At 51.3% G+C, this 19,833-nt stretch carries 24 protein-coding genes; 15 read left to right on the forward strand and 9 right to left on the reverse strand.

Going from position 1 to position 19,833, the window contains the following annotated elements; all coding sequences use genetic code 11:
- Window positions 1–106 precede the first annotated feature (106 nt).
- Entirely contained in the window at window positions 107–490 is a 384-nt protein-coding gene (locus tag MVB78_RS04090; RefSeq protein ID WP_297488188.1) for a DUF555 domain-containing protein, read from the reverse strand.
- 10 nt (window positions 491–500) lie between these two features.
- On the reverse strand, window positions 501–788 hold the full coding sequence (locus MVB78_RS04095; RefSeq protein ID WP_297488192.1) for a DUF357 domain-containing protein: 288 nt from the start codon (window positions 786–788) through the stop codon (window positions 501–503).
- 92 nt (window positions 789–880) lie between these two features.
- Between MVB78_RS04095 and MVB78_RS04100 the strand changes: the two genes are divergently transcribed.
- From MVB78_RS04100 to MVB78_RS04115, 4 genes are read left to right on the forward strand one after another with little or no spacing between them, the layout of a single operon-like run.
- Window positions 881–1,603: a TIGR02253 family HAD-type hydrolase gene (locus MVB78_RS04100; protein WP_297488195.1), complete on the forward strand. Its 723-nt coding sequence runs from the start codon at window positions 881–883 to the stop codon at window positions 1,601–1,603.
- A complete protein-coding gene (locus MVB78_RS04105) occupies window positions 1,566–2,141 on the forward strand; it encodes an ASCH domain-containing protein (protein WP_297488198.1) in 576 nt (191 codons plus the stop codon). The genes MVB78_RS04100 and MVB78_RS04105 overlap by 38 nt, the downstream gene beginning before the upstream one ends.
- Window positions 2,142–2,175: 34 nt before the next feature.
- Complete coding sequence (locus tag MVB78_RS04110) at window positions 2,176–2,817, forward strand: phosphatase PAP2 family protein (RefSeq protein ID WP_297488201.1); 642 nt, start codon at window positions 2,176–2,178, stop codon at window positions 2,815–2,817.
- Window positions 2,810–3,271 (forward strand): COG2426 family protein, encoded by a 462-nt coding sequence (locus tag MVB78_RS04115; RefSeq protein ID WP_297488204.1) that lies wholly within the window; start codon window positions 2,810–2,812, stop codon window positions 3,269–3,271. Before MVB78_RS04110 ends, MVB78_RS04115 begins: the two co-directional genes overlap by 8 nt.
- A gap of 12 nt (window positions 3,272–3,283) precedes the next feature.
- Here the strand turns inward: MVB78_RS04115 and MVB78_RS04120 are convergent, their stop codons facing one another.
- Window positions 3,284–3,871, reverse strand: coding sequence for a YiiX/YebB-like N1pC/P60 family cysteine hydrolase (locus MVB78_RS04120; protein ID WP_297488208.1), 588 nt, complete (start codon window positions 3,869–3,871; stop codon window positions 3,284–3,286).
- Window positions 3,872–4,038: 167 nt separating this feature from the next.
- On the opposite strand from MVB78_RS04120, the gene MVB78_RS04125 reads away from it, so the two are divergent.
- Window positions 4,039–5,946, forward strand: a complete 1,908-nt coding sequence (locus MVB78_RS04125) for a molybdopterin-dependent oxidoreductase (protein ID WP_297488213.1) — start codon at window positions 4,039–4,041, stop codon at window positions 5,944–5,946.
- A 54-nt stretch (window positions 5,947–6,000) separates the two neighbouring features.
- Here MVB78_RS04125 and MVB78_RS04130 read toward each other — a convergent pair whose 3' ends face one another.
- Entirely contained in the window at window positions 6,001–6,366 is a 366-nt protein-coding gene (locus MVB78_RS04130) for an MFS transporter (RefSeq protein ID WP_297488216.1), read from the reverse strand.
- Between the two features lie 134 nt (window positions 6,367–6,500).
- Here MVB78_RS04130 and MVB78_RS04135 point away from each other — a divergent pair, with 134 nt between their 5' ends.
- The 8 genes from MVB78_RS04135 to MVB78_RS04170 all read left to right on the forward strand — a co-directional run bounded on the left by MVB78_RS04135 (window position 6,501) and on the right by MVB78_RS04170 (window position 12,069).
- Complete coding sequence (locus MVB78_RS04135) at window positions 6,501–6,701, forward strand: hypothetical protein (protein ID WP_297488219.1); 201 nt, start codon at window positions 6,501–6,503, stop codon at window positions 6,699–6,701.
- Window positions 6,698–6,934 (forward strand): hypothetical protein, encoded by a 237-nt coding sequence (locus tag MVB78_RS04140; RefSeq protein WP_297488221.1) that lies wholly within the window; start codon window positions 6,698–6,700, stop codon window positions 6,932–6,934. The genes MVB78_RS04135 and MVB78_RS04140 overlap by 4 nt, the downstream gene beginning before the upstream one ends.
- A 29-nt stretch (window positions 6,935–6,963) precedes the next feature.
- On the forward strand, window positions 6,964–8,157 hold the full coding sequence (locus MVB78_RS04145) for a radical SAM protein (protein WP_297488224.1): 1,194 nt from the start codon (window positions 6,964–6,966) through the stop codon (window positions 8,155–8,157).
- Complete coding sequence (locus MVB78_RS04150) at window positions 8,154–8,573, forward strand: hypothetical protein (protein ID WP_297488227.1); 420 nt, start codon at window positions 8,154–8,156, stop codon at window positions 8,571–8,573. Before MVB78_RS04145 ends, MVB78_RS04150 begins: the two co-directional genes overlap by 4 nt.
- 5 nt (window positions 8,574–8,578) lie before the next feature.
- On the forward strand, window positions 8,579–9,013 hold the full coding sequence (locus tag MVB78_RS04155; protein ID WP_297488230.1) for a hypothetical protein: 435 nt from the start codon (window positions 8,579–8,581) through the stop codon (window positions 9,011–9,013).
- Window positions 9,013–9,816, forward strand: a complete 804-nt coding sequence (locus MVB78_RS04160; protein WP_297488233.1) for an ABC transporter permease — start codon at window positions 9,013–9,015, stop codon at window positions 9,814–9,816. Before MVB78_RS04155 ends, MVB78_RS04160 begins: the two co-directional genes overlap by 1 nt.
- Window positions 9,817–9,828: 12 nt before the next feature.
- On the forward strand, window positions 9,829–10,740 hold the full coding sequence (locus tag MVB78_RS04165; RefSeq protein WP_297488236.1) for an ABC transporter ATP-binding protein: 912 nt from the start codon (window positions 9,829–9,831) through the stop codon (window positions 10,738–10,740).
- A gap of 123 nt (window positions 10,741–10,863) precedes the next feature.
- Window positions 10,864–12,069 carry an MFS transporter gene (locus tag MVB78_RS04170; RefSeq protein ID WP_297488240.1) on the forward strand — a complete coding sequence of 402 codons (1,206 nt, stop codon included), beginning with the start codon at window positions 10,864–10,866 and terminating at the stop codon, window positions 12,067–12,069.
- Window positions 12,070–12,100: 31 nt separating this feature from the next.
- Here MVB78_RS04170 and MVB78_RS04175 read toward each other — a convergent pair whose 3' ends face one another.
- From MVB78_RS04175 to MVB78_RS04185, 3 genes are all read right to left on the reverse strand, one after another.
- The gene (locus MVB78_RS04175; RefSeq protein WP_297488242.1) at window positions 12,101–14,512 is read right to left on the reverse strand and encodes a plasma-membrane proton-efflux P-type ATPase; all 2,412 of its coding nucleotides are present in this window, start codon (window positions 14,510–14,512) and stop codon (window positions 12,101–12,103) included.
- A 160-nt stretch (window positions 14,513–14,672) separates the two neighbouring features.
- On the reverse strand, window positions 14,673–15,995 hold the full coding sequence (locus tag MVB78_RS04180) for a TldD/PmbA family protein (protein WP_297488244.1): 1,323 nt from the start codon (window positions 15,993–15,995) through the stop codon (window positions 14,673–14,675).
- 10 nt (window positions 15,996–16,005) lie between these two features.
- Window positions 16,006–17,427, reverse strand: coding sequence for a TldD/PmbA family protein (locus MVB78_RS04185; protein ID WP_297488246.1), 1,422 nt, complete (start codon window positions 17,425–17,427; stop codon window positions 16,006–16,008).
- Window positions 17,428–17,538: 111 nt separating this feature from the next.
- On the opposite strand from MVB78_RS04185, the gene MVB78_RS04190 reads away from it, so the two are divergent.
- Entirely contained in the window at window positions 17,539–18,372 is an 834-nt protein-coding gene (locus MVB78_RS04190) for an HD domain-containing protein (protein ID WP_297488249.1), read from the forward strand.
- A gap of 59 nt (window positions 18,373–18,431) precedes the next feature.
- Complete coding sequence (locus MVB78_RS04195; protein WP_297488251.1) at window positions 18,432–18,782, forward strand: hypothetical protein; 351 nt, start codon at window positions 18,432–18,434, stop codon at window positions 18,780–18,782.
- A 26-nt stretch (window positions 18,783–18,808) separates the two neighbouring features.
- Here the strand turns inward: MVB78_RS04195 and MVB78_RS04200 are convergent, their stop codons facing one another.
- Both MVB78_RS04200 and MVB78_RS04205 read right to left on the reverse strand, forming a co-directional pair.
- On the reverse strand, window positions 18,809–19,102 hold the full coding sequence (locus MVB78_RS04200) for a MazG nucleotide pyrophosphohydrolase domain-containing protein (RefSeq protein ID WP_297488254.1): 294 nt from the start codon (window positions 19,100–19,102) through the stop codon (window positions 18,809–18,811).
- An 18-nt stretch (window positions 19,103–19,120) separates the two neighbouring features.
- On the reverse strand, window positions 19,121–19,804 hold the full coding sequence (locus tag MVB78_RS04205) for an aspartate/glutamate racemase family protein (RefSeq protein WP_297488358.1): 684 nt from the start codon (window positions 19,802–19,804) through the stop codon (window positions 19,121–19,123).
- Between the last annotated feature and the right edge of the window lie 29 nt (window positions 19,805–19,833).

Here is a 19,833-nt window from a genome sequence, read left to right on the forward strand (position 1 = left end):
CGTCTCTTGATTGTTAGGTGCTTAAAAACTTTGAGCCGCATCCGGCGGTGGGCAAGCGATGGGCAAAGGCTGAATCGGCCGTCCAAAAAGTATCAGGGGCCTTTAGTTATGGCCCTTTCGTGACCTCAACGCCCTCCCCTCTGTCCTCCCCTAACTCCCTTATCTCGTAGACCTTGAGGGGAACCCTCTTCAGGGCCTTGCCGACGACGGCCTTCGCTATCCTCTCCGCGTGCTCAACGCTCTGGGCGTTGAAGACCTTTAGTGTGAGGTACATCCCGACCAAACCGACGGAGCCTATGACGAAGGCGCTCTCGAAGTGAGCCCCGCAGACGGGGCACTGGGAGTAGCCGATCTCAACCCGAACGAAGTCGAGGTTCTCCTTGTTCAGCGCCTTCGTTACCTTGCTCACGGCAACGTTTATGGCGTCCTCCCGCGTCTCAACATCCCTGACTATAATCGGAGTCTCCAAAACGACGACGTAGTCCCCCATGTCCCTCACCTCATCCGAAGGCGAAGAGCCTCTCGTCTTCCCCCCTAAAGACGCCAAGGCGAACGCCGGCGTCGATGAAACCGTGGGCATAGTTCAAGGCGGCGAAGGCCGTGACGTAATCCCCCTTCTCGTAGTAGTACTTAGCGTCTTCGAAATAGCTCCTCGCCATCTCCAAAAAGTCCCTCGCCACCTCCATCAGGAGGCTCTTCTCGTGAACCGCCACCTCAAGGGTCTCAAGGGCTTTTCCGGTCACGGCAAAATACTTCTTCAGCTTCTCCTCACTGATCTCCCTGCCCACCGGTCTCGCCTCGGTGATGGTTGAGTCCCGGTTTTATAAACCTTGCCTCGACACAGTTAAATACCCAGCGAACAATCATCAAGGGGGGAGCCATGATAAGGGCCGTGTTTTTCGACCTGGACGATACCCTGATAGACACGAGCAAGCTCGCCGAGAACGCCAGGAAGAACGCCATAGAGAACATGATAAGGCATGGTCTCCCGGTTGACTTCGGGATAGCCTACCACGAGCTCCTTGAGCTCATAAACGAGTACGGCAGCAACTTTCCCCACCACTTCGACTACCTGCTGAGGCGCCTCGACCTCCCATACGAGCCAAAATGGGTGGCGGCGGGCGTTATAGGATACCACAACACAAAAATAGCCTACTTGAAGACGGTCAAAGGCGTCAGAAGGACCCTCCTGCGGCTCAAAGAGATGGGACTCCAGCTCGGCGTGATCACCGACGGCGACCCGGTTAAGCAGTGGGAGAAGATCCTCAGAACTGGGATAGACGACTACTTCGAGGCGGTTCTCATATCGGACTCCGTGGGCGTTAAGAAGCCCCACAGGAAGATATTCGAGAAGGCCCTTGAGATGTTCGATCTGAAGCCCCACGAGGCCGCGGTTGTAGGGGACAGGCTTTACTCGGACGTCTACGGCGCGAAGAGGGTCGGCATGACGGCCATCTGGTTCAAGTACGGCAAGTACGCCAACAGGGAGCTGGACTACTTGGAGTACGCCGACTTCACGGTGAGGGATCTTGAGGAGGTCGTCGAGATAATCCGGGGGCTCAACAGTGAGGAAGGTTCAGATAAGGAAGTTCCTGCTCATTGACGGCTCCTACAAGGCGAGGATTCTGAGGGGGGAGAAGACCACCACAATACGCTACGGGGACTACGAGGCCAGGCCCGGGAGTGATGTCTACCTCGTCGTGACGCCGAGCGACACGGCAGTTGCGAAGCTCAGGATAACCGGCGTTGAAAAGAAGAGGGTTAGGGAGCTCACGAACGAGGATGCGAGGCTCGACGGCTTTTCAAACGTTAAGGAGCTGCTCAGGGAGCTTTCGAGGATATACGGGGAGCTCCACGGGGACGACGAAGTTACGGTCATAAGCTTTGAGGTTATAAAACGCTTTGAGGAGGGGATACCGCTCAAGTGGCTCAAGGCCCTCAACTACCGCGAACCGGCCGAGATAGCGCGCCTCTATTTAGAAAACAAGGAAAAACTCAACCTCAACCGCGAGACGGACTTCATAATGCGGCGCGTGTACAACGAGGGGCTTGGGAAAGCCGTGAGAACCTTCGGGCCAAAGAGGATCCAGAACGCGCTTCTCAAGGCTTACCACGCGCTCTACACCGAGGGGCTGATTTAGAAAAGCTTTTAATCTGATCCTCGTTCTAAGCCCCATGAAACCAAGGGAGGGAATTTTCTGGACTCTCACGGGTTTCCTCGCGCTCCTGCTCACGGCGCAGGTGCTAAACCTCCTTGCCGGCATCAATGAGTCGGTCGATTCAAGTCTGCCCAAGGGCGGCCTTTTCACCTCCCTTCTCACGGGTACTGTCGGGATTGCAACGGTTCTCTATTTGGGGGCCTTCTTCTTCCTTGATGTTGTGAAAAGCGGAAGGCTCAGCAGGTTTACCCTCAACCTTACCGTCGCCTTTGTTCTCTCAACGCTAATCGTTGCCCTCCTCAAGGCCTTAACAGACTTTCCGAGGCCGGAAGAGGCTCCAGTCGGCTGGGGCTTTCTTGAGCGCATTGGAAATGTGAGCTACTTCTCCTTTCCCTCCGGTCACACCGCGAGGGCGTCGCTCTTCGCCTACTTCCTCTCAAAACGCTGGAAAAAGCTCTGGCCTCTCTGGTGGAGCTGGGCCCTCGCCATAGCCCTGACGAGGCTCCTCCTCCACGTTCACTGGTTCAGCGACGTTCTCTTCGCCCTCCTCCTCGGGCCGTGGGTCGGTTTGCTGGTCGAGCTCACCGAGGGGCTGTGGCTCCCGGGGTACAGGGAAACCATCAGGAGATTGGGACTGGGGGTGCTGGACGTTGAATGAGTTCCTTCAGATCTTCCTTCTCTCCCTCATTCCAACCTTTGAGGGGCGCTACGCGATAGTCTACGGGATAGGGAGGGGCTACTCCCTCTGGGGGACGCTCTTGTCGGCTTCCCTCGGTGTTCTCCTGCTCTCCCTCACTCTCCCCCCGCTGCTCCCCTACATAGACAGGCTGATGCTCTGGCTCGAAGGCACTTCCTTGGGAAAGATGGCCCGGCTCTACCTAACCTACGTTGAGAGAGTGAGGAGAAAAGCCCACCATTACGTCGAGAAGTGGGGCTTCTGGGGCCTCTTGATATTCGTTGCGGTACCGCTTCCCGGGACGGGGGTGTGGACGGGCTCCCTCGCGGCCTACCTCCTCGGGGTAGAGAAGAGACAGGTTGTCCCGGCCTTACTCCTCGGCGGGCTGCTTAGCATGGCCATAACACTCGGACCGGCGCTCGGCCTGAGAATGTGAAAAAAGAAGGGATCAGGCCGAGTCGTAGTATATCACGTAGGTGTCGTCATCGTCGTATATCTCCTGCGGGGCGACGCCCCATAGGTACTTCCAGCTGAAACCGGGGTGAGCGTCGATGTCAGGCCCTCCAGCGGCCATGTAGGAGGCCCAGACGAGCTCTGAGCAGTAGTACTTGTCCCCATAGACGTGCTTGGTCCACCACTCCCAGTCGTACGGCTTCCCGAGCTGCTGGAGAGCGAAGCTGATGGCACCTTCCCTAACGGCATCGGTGGTTCTAACGCGGAGAACCGCGACGGCATCGTACCTCTTGAGGAAGTCGCTCAGGTAGACGAGCCTTACCTCACTCGGGTTGTCCCACGCCTCGACAACGACCCAGTCCTTGGCGTTTGAGTCGTAGTAGACTATCATCCCCGTGTGCGTCCAGTAGCCGGGTATGAAGAGGTCGCTTATTGGGTTGTGCCCTATGACTATGTCCCCGGGCTGTATCCCAGTTGGGTATGGGTGGTAGTAGCTGTTGCCTCCAAGGCTAAAGGCTCCCGCCGGGGTCACGAGGACGGCAAAAACGGTCAAAACCGCCAGTATTCCGAGCACCTTCTTCATTTAAGGCACCTCCGAGAGTTGTTAGATATATATGGGCACGGGAGATTAATAAAGTTTTTTGTTTCTCACTGTGAACCTTAGATGTACTTTTGGGTACTTTGCTGCACATAGCGTTATGGGTGAAAAAAGGTTAAAAAAGTTTGAGGGCACCACCTTAGGGTCGAAATATGTTCACCGTGTGCATGCGCGACTGCTACGACACCTGCTCAATCATAAGCGAGTTTAAAGGTGGAGAGCTCAGGGTTAGGGGGAATCCCCAGCACCCGGTAACTGCTGGCTTCCTCTGTCCGAAGGGGGCGCTTTTGCCGAGGTGGTTTCATTCAAAGGACAGGCTGAAAAGCCCACTCTTGAGAACCGGTGAGAGGGGGAGCGGCGAGTTCAGGGAAGTAAGCTGGGAAGAGGCAGTAAAGCTCGTTGCGGATAAGCTGAGAGAGACGATCGAGCAGCACGGAAGCGAGAGCGTCCTCGTCTACCAATACGCCGGCGACAGGGGGGTTGTGAACTACGCCTTCCCGCTGAGGCTCTTCCACCACCTCAACGCGGCGATGCTCGACTACGGCATCTGCGACAGGGCCGGACAGGAGGCCCTAAAGGACGTCTACGGCACTGCAGTTGGCCTCGACCCCGAGGAGCTGGGAAACCAGAGGCTAATCGTCTACTGGGGACTAAACGCTTTTTGGACTAACCTTCACGGCTTCATGCTCGCGAGGAGAAACAACCTCGAAGTCTGGACGGTTGACGTCGTCAGAACAGAGACGGCCAAGAGGAGCGGCAGGTTCTTCCAGATAAGGCCCGGCACCGACGTTCTACTTGCCCTCGGTGTTGCGAAGGTCATCATAGAGGAGGACATCTACGATAGAGCCTTTGTCCGCGAGAACGTATACGGTTTTGAAGAATTCAAGAATTATGTAAAAAGGTTATCGCTTGATTATGTAAGCCAGGAGACGGGCTTGAGCATTGAGAAGATCGAGGAGTTCGCCAGAGAATACGTCGAAAAGAGGGGCGTAATCCACATCGGCTACGGCTTCCAGCGCTCTTTGGCAGGAGGTGAAGCCGTCAGGGCGATAGCCATCCTGCCTGCTTTGGTCGGCCACCGTTTCGGCTTCATCTACGACATGAAGACTATAGACAAGAGCTACGCCGAGGGCGCTTTCCTGAGGAAGAAGCCAGCAAAGGTGATACCCCAGATGAAGCTGGCAGAGTACATCGAGCGCGGGGAGATAAGGTTCCTCTACATATACAACTCTAATCCGCTCGCGAGCCTGCCGAACCAGAGCAGACTGAGAAAAGCCCTGAAAGAGAGTGACGTCTTCGTAGTTACGCACGACATCTTTTTGACCGATACTGCACTCTACTCGGATGTCGTTCTGCCTGCAAATACTTTCTTCGAGCGCTTGGACATAGCGGACAGCTACTACCACCGCTACGTGGCTTTAAACGAGCCTGTGGCGAAGCTCTACGGAAAGAGCAACAGCGAGGTGACGAGGTTGCTCGCGAGCGCCCTGGGAATAGACAACCCATATCTCTACGAGAGCGACGAGGAAGTGACAAGGAAAGTCCTCGAAGTCAACGGTCTGAGTTGGGATGAGCTTAAAGAGAGAGGCTTCGTCAAAGTGCCAGAAAAGCGGAGAAGGTGGGAGACACCGAGCGGGAAGATAGAGTTCTACTCCCAGAGGGCCGTCGAAAGGGGCCTGAGTCCCTTCCCAGAGTATCGCCGCTTTGAGGGGGGATACCCGCTCAGGCTCCTCACTCCCACCCACAGGATGACGATAACGAGCCAGTACCACAACACGTACGGAATGATAGACCCTAACCTCTACATCAACCCCGCGGACGCTGAAGAGAGGGGCATCCAAGACGGCGAGGCGGTAGAGGTCTTCAACGACTACGGAAGGATCCAGACAAGGGCAAAGCTGAGCGAAGACGTTCCTGAGGGTGTCGTTCTCCTCTACAAGGCCTTCTGGGTTAGCTTACTGGGCTGGAACGCCAACTTCCTCACGGCGGACAAGACCGTTGAGGGCTACGGGAACGGCTCAGCGTACCACTCAACGTGGGTGGAGGTCAGGAGGGCCTGAGGTTCTCTAACCTCCCAAACTCTCTGAATATCATCGCCCACTGGGAGAGAAAAATCAGGAGAGCTCCTTCCCCATCGTTTCCTCTCCAAGCGCAAGAACGTCCAGCGCTCCCGCTATCGCGACGACCGCTATGAGCAAAACGGCCAGCGCCACCCCGCTGAGCTCCATTATCTTTCCGGCCAGTATCGGCGCTATGCCGCCGCCAATCCTCGCCATCGTCCCGGCCCAGCCCGTTCCAGTCCCCCTGACCTCAGTCGGGTAGAGCTCCGGGGTGTAGGCGTATATCGCCCCCCATGCACCGAGGTTGAAGAAGCTGAAGGCTATTGCACTCGTCGAGGATTGATGTGACTGTATGGTTGTTTTAGTTAGGGTATAGTTCTCACTCCTGTGGTGTATTTTTTCAAATTGAATACTATCCAAAATTTTATTACATTACTTCTCCCCTATCTTTTCTAAGGAGTCTTCTGAAAGCTTACTTCTTTAAAAATTATTAACTCTATGTTGTAAACTATAAGTTTACGAAAATCATAAATATTCATTAAATCAGTCGAATCATGTATGATCATAAGATTGAGGGGGTATTAATGGAAGGGTATATCCCTCCCGTCGGAGAAGACCTCGGACATGAACTTGGCAGTGTTGTAGTTGAAGTCGGTGGTCCGGGGCCAATATTCACTCAGATTATGCCAGTTCTTTTCGTAGTTATTTGGTCCTTACCGTTAAAAGACAAAACATCAGGAGGTGAAAACGCATGAGCTACGTGCCCCCTGTTGGTGGTGATGTTGGTATTAATTCTGGAATTACTGAGAAAATAGCAATAAGTCATGCATATGTGTTGAATATTGGGGGTACAGTCACAGCAGTAGCTGCAGTATGGGTTATTGCCGGAATGTACATTGCAATTGTTTGGGGAATTTTTGGACCAATAGCAAAGTGGCTTTTACAGGGTAATGTCTCCACAATTAAAGATTTGAGAATACAGCGATAGTATCTTTGACTAAAAACTACAGATGGAGGATGAAGATAATGAGAGTAAGTGTTGACAATTTGTCAAATGAGCTTCAAACGTTTTATTATTCTTTTTCGGCTATTTTCGACAGATTTATTCGAATGTCCAATAGTGTACCTGTACCTTACAGGGCCGGAGAATTAAAAGAGCTTCCGGAGATATTTAGTGAGCTTAGAAAGCTTTATCGCAAGTATCACATCTGGCCAGAAGATCTGAAAGGTCCTGTTTCTGCAGCAATCGATATTACGTATCGATGTAACTATAATTGTCCCTACTGTTATGTTGGTTGTTTCTCAAATGCAACTCGCAGAGAGCTCAGTAAAGAAGAAATATTTGATGTCATAGATGAACTCGCAAAATTAGATGTTTTAGTCTTATGTTTATGTGGAGGCGAGCCAACACTTCGTAAGGATTTGTTTGATATTATACAGTATGCTAACGGAAGGGGGATTGATGTTAACATGGTAACTAACGGCTCATTAATATCTGATAACTTTGCTTCAAAACTTGCTGAAAGTGGTATTGCTGCGGTTCAAGTATCCTTGGATGGCTCTAAACCTGAGATTATGGAAAAACTAAGACCTAAAGGTTCATATGATAGGGCTATTAATGCAATAAAGAATCTAACCGGATACAGTATTCCGACAATTGTAAGTTTCTGTTCAACAAGATTGAACATAAGTGACTTCCCAAACATCGTTGAGTTAGGTGAGAAACTTGGTGTTTTATCTATTCGCACAATGTATTTTGTTCCTGAAACCTATGGACATATAAAGTTAATACCAACCGATGATCAGTACAGAAAACTAATAACATGGATATCTGAACACAGTCATGAGTACTCTACCAGAATCGAATTTGGGGATCCAACTGAGCATATTATAATTGGGCCATATACTTCATTAATCTCTCTTTCAATAAGTGCAGAAGGATACATACTTCCAACGCCCTATCTAAGTCTGGCATATGGTCACGTTTCAGATGGGATAGAAAAACTATGGAAAGAAGGGTTAGAATATGTGTGGAGGACTAATCCAGTGCTTTTGTCAATATCCTCCTATCTAAAAACTGAAAAGGATTTTCTCAGGTTAAAATCTCTGTTTATGACGAGGATAGATTCGGATTACTTAAATCTTCTACGCTTAGACGAGGAGGATTTGTTTAATCTAGCAAGAAAGATTAAGGAGGTGCTATCAATATGATAACTAGTAACTTAATAGTCAATATTAATGATCATGTTAAAAATTTGTTACATGAAGTAAGCTCCGATAAATACACAATTAACCTACCCAAGAACTCAAAATTTAGGTTTGAGCATGATGGAAGAGTTATTGGATTCAATCCAATTACCTGGAAAATCACAGTGATGAATCCCACTATGGGGGAGATTATAAGAATACTTCAGAAAAGGGGGAGTGTAAAATTTTCAGACCTTGTCATGCATCTGCACTTTATATATCCCGAAATCCCAAGGAAAATAATAAAAAATGATCTGAAGAGCGCCATACTATGGTTGTTTACAAATGAGTTCATATATCTACAAAAAGGGAATAAGAATGTTCACTTTATAGACATAATACAGAAGGCTGCTCAAAATATTAATCATAATGGAGTGTGAGAGCGGTGAGGGGTAGTCCCCTTTTACTGTCCCTACTTTTCTCTTTAGGGATAGTTGGATTGGTCCTTGTGATCATAAAATATTACTTCGATGCCCACACCCCTCAAGCAGTGATTATTAAACACGAAAACAATCAGACGATTCTTGCAATAAAAACGAAAAGAAAAAACATTTCAATTAAACTTAAAGATTTTCAAATTAAAGATTATCGAGATGTGCTTGTCTGGAGACTTTGGGGACTAGAATTTGGCCGATATAGACTTGGCAGATATAAAGGCAAATATGGCAAGGTGTTTTCATATGCTATTTCAGATTCTGGCTTGCTTATAGATGACATAGATGGAAAAAGATACTACCTAGCTTTTGACAATATCCACGAAGTTATAGACGCTATACTAGACAATAGCATAAAAGAGAAAGTCATAGAGGTGAGAAAATAATGAGAATTAAGCCGATCGTTGTAAAAGAATTTTGGCAGTATTTTTCGAACAAGAACTTGATTGTGCTCTCGACAAACGCTTTGGTCATACTTGTCATCGGTCTATTGCTGATTATGACCGGACCGCAGTATCTAACCCCATATTCAAAACAAGTGGCTATAAATCAAATATCGGAGAATCCTTCAGTATTCGGACTGTCCAAGGAAGATGTAGCAAGAATGGGTGAGAGTGCAATAACCTTTGCCTCATTGGTATCACAATTACCGGTTATAATAATATTGGCCTCAGCCTTAAGTTCTTACGTCTCGATGGTGGCGTCACTATTTCATGAGAAGTCAAATAAAACAATGGAGATCCTTTTTTCGTCTCCTCTCTCTGAATCTGAGATTCTTTTGGGAAAACTGTTGTCTGGATTGCTCTTTAGCCTACTTTCGTGGGGTTCTAATTTTGTGGCCGTTCTCGGCCTTTTGCAGTACCTACATTTAAAGACTCTGGGAAGCATGTGGATCCCAACGAAATACTTTCTTGTTATTGCGGTATTTGTCCCCTTCTCAATGATCTTTCTTTCTATTAGTGTCGGGTTAATAGTTAGTATAAAAATAAAAAGCCCCGAGCTAGTGAACGTCATAAGCTTCCCTTTAGTTTTAGTTCCAATCGTGATATCCTTCATCTCTTACAGAATGAGACTGGAAGGTGTTCTTCAAGTTTATATGCTCCTAGGGACTGTCTCAATAGTGGTATCACTTATAACTGCAATGTTTGGCAAGCGTGTTATCAACCGCCTAGTATTCATTACAAATTAAAGGGGTGATTCCATGCTTGAGGTTGAAAATATTAGTGCAGGTTATGGTAATGGCGATGTGATAAAAAATCTAAGTTTTATCGCAATTAAAGGGGAAATTTATGTATTGCTGGGAGCCAATGGTGCAGGTAAAACCACGACATTTAGAGCAATCACCGGTATTTTACCCCTTTCTCAGGGCAGAGTAGTGGTTGATGGAATCGATCTTTGGGTGGAACCTGAAAAAGCTAAAAGAAAGATCGGGTATCTGCCAGAGGGGGAGCGAGTTTATCCGGATTTAACTGTCTACAAGAATCTGCGATTTTTCGCCAGAATTTATGATGTTGAAGAAGAGCGGATTAATGAACTTCTAAAAGAATTTGGACTTGAAAAATATCGAGATACAAAAGCGGGATATTTGAGCAGGGGGCTCAGGAAACGGCTGGCTCTAACCAGGGCATTGCTTCACGATCCAGATATTTTGGTTTTAGACGAGCCCTTCAGTAACTTGGACATTCCCACAGTTTTAAGCTTGAGGGATAAGATCTTTGAAATGCTGGAAGAAGGCAAGACAATTTTATTCTCAACGCACATTCTAAGTGAGCTCCAGAACTTTGAGGGGACAAGATGCAGGGTTGGAATAATGAAAGATGGAAAACTCATTTTGGAGGAAAAACTGGAGAACCTGCTCAACAGAATCAGCAACATTGAGGTACTTTTTAAAGTCGACAAAAAACAACGGGCAAAAGAACTACTGGAGAAGTTCGGATATCCTGTTGAGGTGGAAAGCACCGGAGTTGCTGTGAGGGTTTCTAATTATAATGAGGAGACTCCTGCAATAATGAAGATACTCTTAACACAAGGGGTCAATGTATACGAAGTAAAACCAAAAGAACCTCCAATAGAGAAGGTGTTTACAGAAATGACAAAAAGCAATCATGTATGACCAAAAGGTTTTTCTGGTTCGGGAAACAGTGTTGATAACTGAAGCTGGAAACCAAGCATTAAAGTGGTATCCTTCAAAACATTAAATCCTCAGCGGTTGCATCTTTCCACCCGGGGTGGTCAAATGGACGTTCTGAGGAGGTTCAAGCTCCTGCTCGTCCTCATAGGCACCGGTTTTTTAGGGAATCTCCTTGTAATCTACTACCTCCACAAGGGGTTCACCTACGGCCAGATCGGTCTTGTCAGTGCCCTCAGCGCCCTCGGCTTCTTTCTGTTTGAAGTTCCTACAGGTGTTGTTGCTGACAAGGTGAGCAGAAAGACGAGCGTTCTCATTGGGATTGCCCTCTTCTCCCTCGGCTCCGTCATACTCCTCTTCCTCCAGAACTTCCTTATGCTCGTTGTCTACGCCCTAATCTCTTCCCTCGGCGCGACTTTCGTGAGCGGGAGCCTCCAGGCGTGGCTCTTTGACGACCTCAAGCACCTTGGGATGGAAGGAAGGTTTAGAGAGGTCATGAGAGATGCTAAAAGCCTCGGCCTTTTAATCTCGGCAGTTACGATTCCCTTAGGTGCTTTCCTTGCCCAGTTCTACGGCTTTACCCTGCCCCTCGCGATGACGCTGGCGGTTGAAGTTCTCATGTTCTTCGTGGCTTTTTCAATCCCGGAGTACGAGTTCAAAAAGCCCGATGTTTCTTACCCTCTCCACGTGCTCGGCTCCGCCAGGGAGCTCCTTAGACAGGACATCTTCTGGTTCGTGCTCTTCTCGATCTTCGTGGCCCTCTCTATGAACCAGTTCAGGAAGTTCTTCGAGCCCTACCTCGGGGAGATGCTTGCGAAGAGCCTTCGGACGACTCTGATGGGCACCCTCGGCCTCCTCGGAGTCGTTGAAGTCCTCATTAAAGCCCTCCCCAAACTCCTTGGGGTGAGGATGAGGGACGAGTGGAGCAGAAAAGCCTACGAACTGGCACCCGTTCTGACCCCGTTTTTGACCCTCCTCTCTACCGTATACATGAACCCGCTCTTCGTGGTCATCCTCGGAATAGTAGCTACGTTAGTGAACGCGGCGTTTGCCTTTAACGTTGTCATCGAGTTCCAGCACAGGATACCGAGCGAGAAGAGAGCCACTATAACCTCCCTTAACATGATGTTCTCCGCCATTGTGATGGCGGTCTTCTACACTCTCTACGGCTTTGCGGTTGACTGGCTTGGACTTCGAAAGGCGAGGCTGGCCTTTGCAGTTCTCCTCCTCGGGATAGGAGTAGCTCTTAAGGCCATTCAGGCCCTCGGCGTCCTCGGCGATGCCCTTGAGCTGAGACATCTGGCAGAAGATTGATAAAAAGATACGGGAACAAATCTTTAGGTTCTCAGAGTCCCTCCATCCTCCTTAGGACGATTACCTTTGCCTCGTCGAGCGCCAGCATCCAGGCGAGGGCGTAGCCCCAGATGAGGAGCGAAAGCTTCCAGCCTATCGGGGTCACGAAGATGCCGTAGACCACTATGAGCGTCGCGAGGACTTTTGTTATCACCGCCGACCAGAAGAGGAGACCGCTCGGATAGGGCTTCTCCCAGAGGTGGCCCCTCGCCCTCGTCACAAAGATTGTTAGGTGCCCCGCCACCGCGAGCTTCAGGAAGACGAAGGACTGTATCTCCGGTCTGCTGAGCAGGAGAATCCTCTCGGCTATGTAGAACAGGAGGAAGGAGCTTATCACCCCGACGAAGCCGAGAAGTGTTGAGAGGACGAGAACCTTGTACATGTTCCAGCGGACGGGTTTTCTCGGCGTTACGACGTTGTCGTACGCTATAGCCAGTATGGGTGCGTCGTTGAAGAGGGCAAGGAGGACTATCATTATGGCTGTTATTGGGTAGAAGTTGAAGACGAGTATGGCGAACGTTACGAAGAAAAGAACCCTTATCGTCTCGGTTATGCGGTAGACGACGTAGCTCTCCATCCTCTGGAAGATTCTCCTTGCCTCTTCAATTGCATGGGCTATAACCGACAGCCCTGGCTGGAGGAGGACAACATCGGCGGCTGCCCTCGCCGCGTCGGTCGCTCCCGAGACCGCTATACCACAGTTGGCCTTCTTGAGTGCGGGAGCATCGTTTACGCCGTCGCCGGTCATAGCCACCATGTGCCCCGTCCTCTGAAGGGCGTCAACTATTCTAAACTTGTGCTCCGGATAGACCTCGGAGAATCCATCGGCTTCCTCAACGAGCCTCTCAACCTCAGAATCGCGCTTCGCCTTGAGCAGTTCGGTCATGGAAACTATCCTCGTCCCGAGGCCGAGTATCTTTGCTATGTGCCTCGCTATCGCTATGTGGTCGCCCGTGACCATCTTGACGTTAACGCCGAGCCTCCTTATGGCCTTTATGGCCTTCGGCGCGTCGTCCCTTGGCGGATCGAAGAGAGGGATTATGCCCACGAACTCCCATTTACCGTCCCGTGTTCTCGCAACTCCGAGGGCCCTGTAGCCTTCCCCTGCCAGTTCATCAACGACCTTTGTTGCCTCCTCCCTGAGCCTCTCATCCGCCTTACAGAGGTCGAGGATAACCTGCGGTGCGCCCTTGGCTACCTTGAACTTCTCATTGTTGCTTATCTCGGCCTCGGTTCTCTTTATCACCGGGTCAAAGGGCGTGAAGTGAACCTGCCTGAACTTCGATATCGCATCCTTAAGCTTGAACCTGTCAAGGGCCCTTAAAATCGCAAGGTCTATCGGGTCGTTGTCCTCTTCCCTGCTCGCCAGCGCGCCATAGAAAACGACGTCCTCCTTTTTGTAGCCGTTGAAGGGAACCGGATCTCCAACCGTCAGCTCGTTCTTCGTGAGCGTCCCAGTTTTATCGGAGCAGAGGACGTCAACTCCAGCCAACTCCTCGATTGAGACGAGCTTCGTAACAACGGCCTGCTTCTTGGCGAGATTTAAGGCCCCTATCGCCATTGTTATTGAGAGTACCGCCGGCATCGCTGCTGGTATAGCCGCCACCGTTAAGACGAGGCTGAAGCGTAGGGCCTCGATGAGGCTCTCGTGCCTGTGGATAGCCACAATGAACACGACGGAGACGAGAAGGAGGGCGAGGATTATAAGGTAGTCACCGACCTTGATGACCATCTTCTGGAACGAGCTGACCGTTTTAGCGCTCTCAACGAGCTGAACCGTCTTGCCGAAGTAGGTGTTCAGACCGGTTCCGGTGACAACTGCCGTCATTTCGCCCTTCTTAACGAGAGAACCTGAGAATGCTATGTCTCCTACCTTTTTCTCAACTGGAAGTGACTCACCGGTGAGTGCCGATTCATCAACGAGGAGGTATTCACCCTCTATGAGCTTGACGTCAGCGGGGATTATGTCTCCCATCCTCAGGCGGATTATATCGCCCGGGACGAGCTCCCTCGCCGGGATGACTTTCCACTGGCCGTCGCGCAGAACCCTCGCCTTCAGCGCCATCTTCTGCTTGAGGTATTCAATAACGTTCTCAGCTTTGTGCTCCTCCCAGAAGCCGACGATACCGTTGAGAGCCAAAAGGGTCATGATTATCCAGAAGTCAGCCCAGTGCCTTATTATTGCCGAAAGAACCGCCGCAAGCTCTATCATCCATGGAATTGGGCCCCAGAAGTATGAGAGAAACTTTATGACAGGGTTTACCTTCTTCTCAGGTATCTCGTTTGGCCCGTACTTCTCAAGCCTCCTCTCAGCTTCATCAGAGCTCAGTCCGTTTCTCGACGTCCCGAGTTCTTTGAGAACCTCATCAACGCTAATGTGCTTGTAATTTTTTCCAACGACCATGTTCTTCCCCCCTGGTCATATTCGAGGAAAGAGTATATAGGAATTTCGGGCATTTTCAAAATTAAACTACGACAAAATTAAAGATTAAGAAATCGTCCATCTAAAAGATTGAGAACCATTTTTTGATCATCCTTTCACGTTCAGAGTAAAAAATAAAAAATCATTTCGTCGCCCTCGTTATCCCGACGTCCTTCACAAGCACGTAGGGCGTCGTTACCGGAGTTTCCACCTCCCACCAGTGGACGTGGCAGCTCTCCTTTGTAAGGGCTGTAATCCTGCTCAGTATCCCAAGGAGGTTGTCGCTAACGCGGATGTTCCTTATAGGCTTAAGCTCACAGTCCTCGATGAGGAAAATACCGTCCCTCGGGATGGTCGAGAAGTCCCCGGTGACGTAGTTCTGGAAGCGCGTGTACCAGACGTTGGTTACGTAGATTCCCCGCTCAACCTCGCCGAAGAGCTCCTCCTTTGAGTAGTTGCCCGGCTCAAGGACGACGTTCCACGCGTGCGGCATTATCAGGCCGGCGTTAGCCGTTGTCTCGGTCTTGTACTTCCTCGCTAAACTCGTGTTGAGGAGGAAGCTCTTGAAGGTTCCGTTCTCAATTATCGTCGTCTCCCTCGTTGGAACGCCCTCGTCGTCGAACTTCCTGCTTCCGTAGCCGTTGGGCAGGTTTCCGACGTCCTTGATCGTGACTATCTCGTTCGCGACCTTCTGGCCGAGTTTGTTCACGAAGGGCGAAAAGCCCGCCTCTGCAGCGTAGGCTGACGTCATGAAGCTCATGTAGCTCAGCAGGTTTGCAAATGCCAGAGGATCAAAGACGACATCAAACTTCCCTTCAGGCCCCTGCTCCGGATTTTTAGCTAAGCTCGCTATCTCTCCTGCCTTTCTTCCAGCCGATTCGGGGTCGAACTTTTTGAGAACCCTAACTGAGTTCGTCCCGTGCCCGCTCTCAAGGTCGCCGATGAAGGCCCTAACGCTTATCTCTATGCCCGCTCCCTCATCGAAGGCTTCCACACCGTTGCTCGTGGTGAGGTAAACCCTGTTGTGGTCGGTGTAGAGAACCCCGGCAACTCTTTTAGCGCCTTCCTCAAGGGCCGAGTTTATGGCCCTCTCGACGTACTCGTTCGGCTCGTCGAGTTCTACGATGGCTTTATCAAAGGTCTCCGGGATGTCCCTATACTCAAAGGGCCCCTCCGCTATTCCGTAGTAGTCCTCCTTTGGCGCCATCCCCTTCATGTTGCTCAGGAGCGTTTTGAGGGTGCGCTCGATGTTCTCCTCGCTCAGCTCGGTTATCGTCGTTCCAGCTATTCTCTTCTCCAGCTCAACGAAGAGCTCGACCTTTCTCTCGTGCCAGTTTTTGGCGACGGTTATCTCGTTGTTCGCGAATCTAACCTGCCTCCTGTTGCTCTCATAGGCGAGAACAACCACATCGCCGAAGCCGAGCTCCTTCGCATTCCTAAGGATGAAATCGTTAAGCTCGAACATCTTTCTCACCTCACGGCCTCCTCAGGGGTATGTCGCGAAGCCTTGCATGCGCTCCCCCCATCCAGACCGGGACGCCCTGTCCGGGCTCGCCCTTTCCACAGGTTCCCGGATAGAACTCAACCTCTTTACCAACGGCGTCAACACTGCTCCACAGTGCCCTCGTCGTTATCTCTAAGATCGGCCTCCTAACAGGGTGCTTTATTTCCCCGTTCTCGATGAGGTAAGCTTCCGTGCCTATGTACCTCTGCTGATACCTGCGGTCGTCTATGTTCCACTCGTTGAAGCTCACCATGTAGACGCCGAGCTTCACATCCTCTATCAGCTCTTCAAAGCTGTAGTCGCCGGGAGCGAGATAGGTGTTCGCCATCCTGACTATAGGCTCGCGGTTGTAGTTGATGGCACGAGCTGCGGCATTTGAGCGCTGACCGAGCTTGTAAGCATATTCCCTGTTCGTCAGGAACTCGGTGATGATCCCGTTCCGTATAAGGTACCTCGGTCTCGCTTTCACGCCCTCGTCGTCGTAGAGGTAGAAGCCCCAGCTGTTCGGCAGAGTCGGGTCGTCTATTACCGTAACGACTTCACTGCCAATCCTCTCTCCGAGCATCTCAGGTTTAACGAAGCTCTCTCCAGCCTGAGCTGCCTCCCTTCCGAATATCCTGTCGGACTCGTATGGGTGCCCGACACTCTCGTGGACGGCTATGCCCGCCACTTCAGGGCTTATCACGAGGTCGACCTTCCCCTCGGGCGGCTTCTTGCCCTCGGTGATGAGCCTTTTCAAAGCTTTAACGTCTTTAACCGCCCACTCCCAGGGCTCGTCCTTCTCGATGAGCTCCAAACCGCCGGAAAAGGCCCTCTCAACAAAGGGCGCCTGCTCCATCTGACCGTTCTCGAAAACAACGAGGTTGTACATCGTGGAGACGCGCGGGATGATGCTCTCGATGAAGGCTCCATCGCTGTTGACCATTATCTTGTGCCACACCTGGTCTGAATAGCCGAGGTAGCGCATCGGCACGTTTACGCCCGTGCCCTTTACCTCCTCCTCGATTTTCCTGAGGAGCTCAAGCTTCTCCTCCGGAGAAACGTCGCGGAAGTCCTTCCTCATCTTGACCTCATAATAGACCTCGTGGAAGTCCTCCTCCGAAAAACGAATCGGCTCGTTCCTGACGCGGGAGGCAGATTTAGCGAGCTTTACAGCCTTCTTCACGGCTTCTCCAACGCTTTCCCTCGTGAGGACGTTCGTGCTTGCGAAGCCCATTCCTCCGCCGAGCAGAACGCGAACTCCAATGCCCCTATCTGCTAAAATCTCCAGGCCCTCTGGAGAGCCGTTCTTCATTGCTAAGGAAGTGCCGTTCTTCTCCTCAAAGCGGGCCTCGGCGTAGTCTGCGCCGAGCTCAAGGGCCTTCTCGACGGCGAATTCTACAAGTTCATGCATGCGCACCACCTCGGTTCACTGCATTAAAGGTGCCCGCCAAGGTATAAAATCCTTTCCGTTTAGATGGTGGTCGAAAAGAGGGTTTTTGAGCAACGGACTTTACTTGGTAATATGAAGTTCGTCCGATCACCGAACCCCCTGCTCGTCATCGGCGGATCCTCCCGCCGGGGGAGCCTCCTTCACATCCCCCTCCCGCCCTACGCAGATATCCAGCTCCTCCAGCTGTGGAAAGTCCTCCGCTGGGCCGAAGCGATGGGTCCAGTGCCCACAGAGACCTCAAACCCCGAGAACCTTGAGCTCCTGAACCTCGGCTGGGAAGTCTACACGGGCTCTCCTCCGAGGGAAGGTCGGTTCTCGGGAATGCTGAGGGCTTTACATGCCCTGATGAAGCTGCCCAGGAATAAACTGGATCGTGCAATCGAGTTTGGAGAAGTCTACGATTTCGGGCGGGGCATCGGGCACGCTTCGAAGGTCACCCAGATGGCGATTCTCCTCTGGCTGGCGCTGGCTGAACGGCTCGGCCTTGGGGAAGGGAGCTTAGAGCCCCTGGTTCTGGCCGCCGTTCTCCACGACATTGGAGTGGGGATTGATGAGGAGAACCACAACTTCGTGGGCGCGGTCATCGTTAGGAGCGTTGGCTGGCTGGAGGGCTTTGAGGCCGAGCTCTTTTCAGGGCTGATCTATCATCACAGGCCTTCAACTGACCTCCGGGGGGAGGGCTACCCTGTCAGGGCCCTGGCCTCAATACTACGGGTAGCGGACGGCCTTGACTACTCCCTTAACCAGGCGGTTTGGGATATAAAAGTCGGGGGAGGGGAGTGCCCGGTTGTAACGGTTGTGTGCAGGGGCCTCTGCCACGGCTCGCTTGAGAGGGCCATTAAAAAGGCCGGTTCCCTCCGGGATCTTCTCGGCTGCCTGGAGTTTGAGTTCGGGGGATTCCTTTGAGACAGCATGTGGCAGTAAAGTTTTTTAACTCTTAAAAAGATAACATTTGAGGTGATACCATGGGTGACCCGGATTCCGCAAGAAGCCTGATACACATTGGGGACATAATAAACCTGATAATAGGGGTGCTCGTGTTTTTGGTGATAACGGTGTTCAGCCTCGGCATCGGCATAATAGTTGGCTGGATACCACTCGTCATAGCCATATGGACGCACATGAGGGTTAAGGACGCGCTGGAGCTCATCGACGCAGGGCGGTACAGGGAGGCAAAGGACAAGGTCATGATACCCTCCATAATCTCCCTCCTGTTCAACAGCCTCATCGGCGGCCTGATAATACTGATAGGGGCGGTCTCGCTGCCATCTGAGAACGTCCAAGAAGTCCCCCAGGGGGCAGGGGAAGTTTTCTGACCCCGCTTCTCGTTTTTGATTTTGTCTCAGAACCTCTCCTCGCACTCGCACGGCTTCTTCCCGCAGTATGGGCAGACGCCGGGGTACTTCTTCTTTGCGGCATCTTCAAGGTCTACTCCGAGGAGGTTCGCCAAACTGGCGAGCCACGCTAAAACATCTGCGAACTCCTCCTCCATGGCTTCTCTGTTCCTTTTCCTTATCGCCTCGCTCAGCTCGCCGACCTCCTCCACGAACCAGAGGAAGGTTCTCTCGACACCCCTCTTGGAGTCCTTGTGGAAGTATATCTCCCTGATCATCTCCTGGAATTCCCTTATCTCCATCTCTCTCACCCGAGGGGCTTAAAAACCGCTCGCCAGCTCGATTAGCTTCTTCATGTGGATTTTCGCGGTGTCGAAGACCTCAACCGGAACGTCGCCGGGCTTTATGGCAAGGGGAAGCTCAGTGCAACCGAGGATAACTCCTTCTATGCCCTTTTCCCTCGCGTATCTCTCGACCAGCTCTATCAGATAGGGCTTGCTCTTCAGGTTCTCGAAGGACAGTTCCTCGAAGATTACCCTGTTGACCTCGTCCATCTCCTCCTCGGTCGGTGTTACCACGTCAAAGCCTGCCTCGCGAAGGGCGTTTTTATAAAAGCCGGCCGTCATGGTGGTTTTCGTCCCAAGGAGGAGGACTTTCTTAACTCTCCTGCGCTTCATCTCCTCGATGAGGGTATCTATTATGCTGACCATTGGAACGTTCACCGCTTCCTGAACCTCCGGAAAGACCATGTGTGGCGTGTTGGCGGTCATGGCGATTATCTCTGCCCCCGCTCTCTCAAGGGCCCTCGCCGCGTTTATGAGGAGCTCCTTCCTTCCCTCCCAGCCCCGGGGGTTGTCCTTGAACTCCGAGAAGTTTATGGAGTAGATCATCAGCTCCGGGAATGTGAAGGGGCCTAAAAGCTCGCGGCTCATCCGTATGTAGTTCCGGTAGTAGTAGAGGGTTGACTCGGGTGTCATTCCGCCGATTAGGCCTATCTTCTTCACGCCGACCACCGTCCCAACTAATCCCCACT

Origin of the sequence: Thermococcus sp., from assembly GCF_026991495.1 — an archaeon.
Taxonomy (GTDB): domain Archaea; phylum Methanobacteriota_B; class Thermococci; order Thermococcales; family Thermococcaceae; genus Thermococcus.

Coding starts and splice junctions, on each gene's coding strand:
- MVB78_RS04200 (WP_297488254.1), bottom strand. CDS start 19,102: ATGGAGATAAGGGAATTCCAGGAGATGATCAGGGAGATATACTTCCAC.
- MVB78_RS04125 (WP_297488213.1), top strand. CDS start 4,039: ATGTTCACCGTGTGCATGCGCGACTGCTACGACACCTGCTCAATCATA.
- MVB78_RS04170 (WP_297488240.1), top strand. CDS start 10,864: ATGGACGTTCTGAGGAGGTTCAAGCTCCTGCTCGTCCTCATAGGCACC.
- MVB78_RS04180 (WP_297488244.1), bottom strand. CDS start 15,995: ATGTTCGAGCTTAACGATTTCATCCTTAGGAATGCGAAGGAGCTCGGC.
- MVB78_RS04100 (WP_297488195.1), top strand. CDS start 881: ATGATAAGGGCCGTGTTTTTCGACCTGGACGATACCCTGATAGACACG.
- MVB78_RS04110 (WP_297488201.1), top strand. CDS start 2,176: ATGAAACCAAGGGAGGGAATTTTCTGGACTCTCACGGGTTTCCTCGCG.
- MVB78_RS04185 (WP_297488246.1), bottom strand. CDS start 17,427: ATGCATGAACTTGTAGAATTCGCCGTCGAGAAGGCCCTTGAGCTCGGC.
- MVB78_RS04140 (WP_297488221.1), top strand. CDS start 6,698: ATGAGCTACGTGCCCCCTGTTGGTGGTGATGTTGGTATTAATTCTGGA.
- MVB78_RS04090 (WP_297488188.1), bottom strand. CDS start 490: ATGGGGGACTACGTCGTCGTTTTGGAGACTCCGATTATAGTCAGGGAT.
- MVB78_RS04160 (WP_297488233.1), top strand. CDS start 9,013: ATGAGAATTAAGCCGATCGTTGTAAAAGAATTTTGGCAGTATTTTTCG.
- MVB78_RS04195 (WP_297488251.1), top strand. CDS start 18,432: ATGGGTGACCCGGATTCCGCAAGAAGCCTGATACACATTGGGGACATA.
- MVB78_RS04165 (WP_297488236.1), top strand. CDS start 9,829: ATGCTTGAGGTTGAAAATATTAGTGCAGGTTATGGTAATGGCGATGTG.
- MVB78_RS04150 (WP_297488227.1), top strand. CDS start 8,154: ATGATAACTAGTAACTTAATAGTCAATATTAATGATCATGTTAAAAAT.
- MVB78_RS04175 (WP_297488242.1), bottom strand. CDS start 14,512: ATGGTCGTTGGAAAAAATTACAAGCACATTAGCGTTGATGAGGTTCTC.
- MVB78_RS04120 (WP_297488208.1), bottom strand. CDS start 3,871: ATGAAGAAGGTGCTCGGAATACTGGCGGTTTTGACCGTTTTTGCCGTC.
- MVB78_RS04190 (WP_297488249.1), top strand. CDS start 17,539: ATGAAGTTCGTCCGATCACCGAACCCCCTGCTCGTCATCGGCGGATCC.
- MVB78_RS04135 (WP_297488219.1), top strand. CDS start 6,501: ATGTATGATCATAAGATTGAGGGGGTATTAATGGAAGGGTATATCCCT.
- MVB78_RS04145 (WP_297488224.1), top strand. CDS start 6,964: ATGAAGATAATGAGAGTAAGTGTTGACAATTTGTCAAATGAGCTTCAA.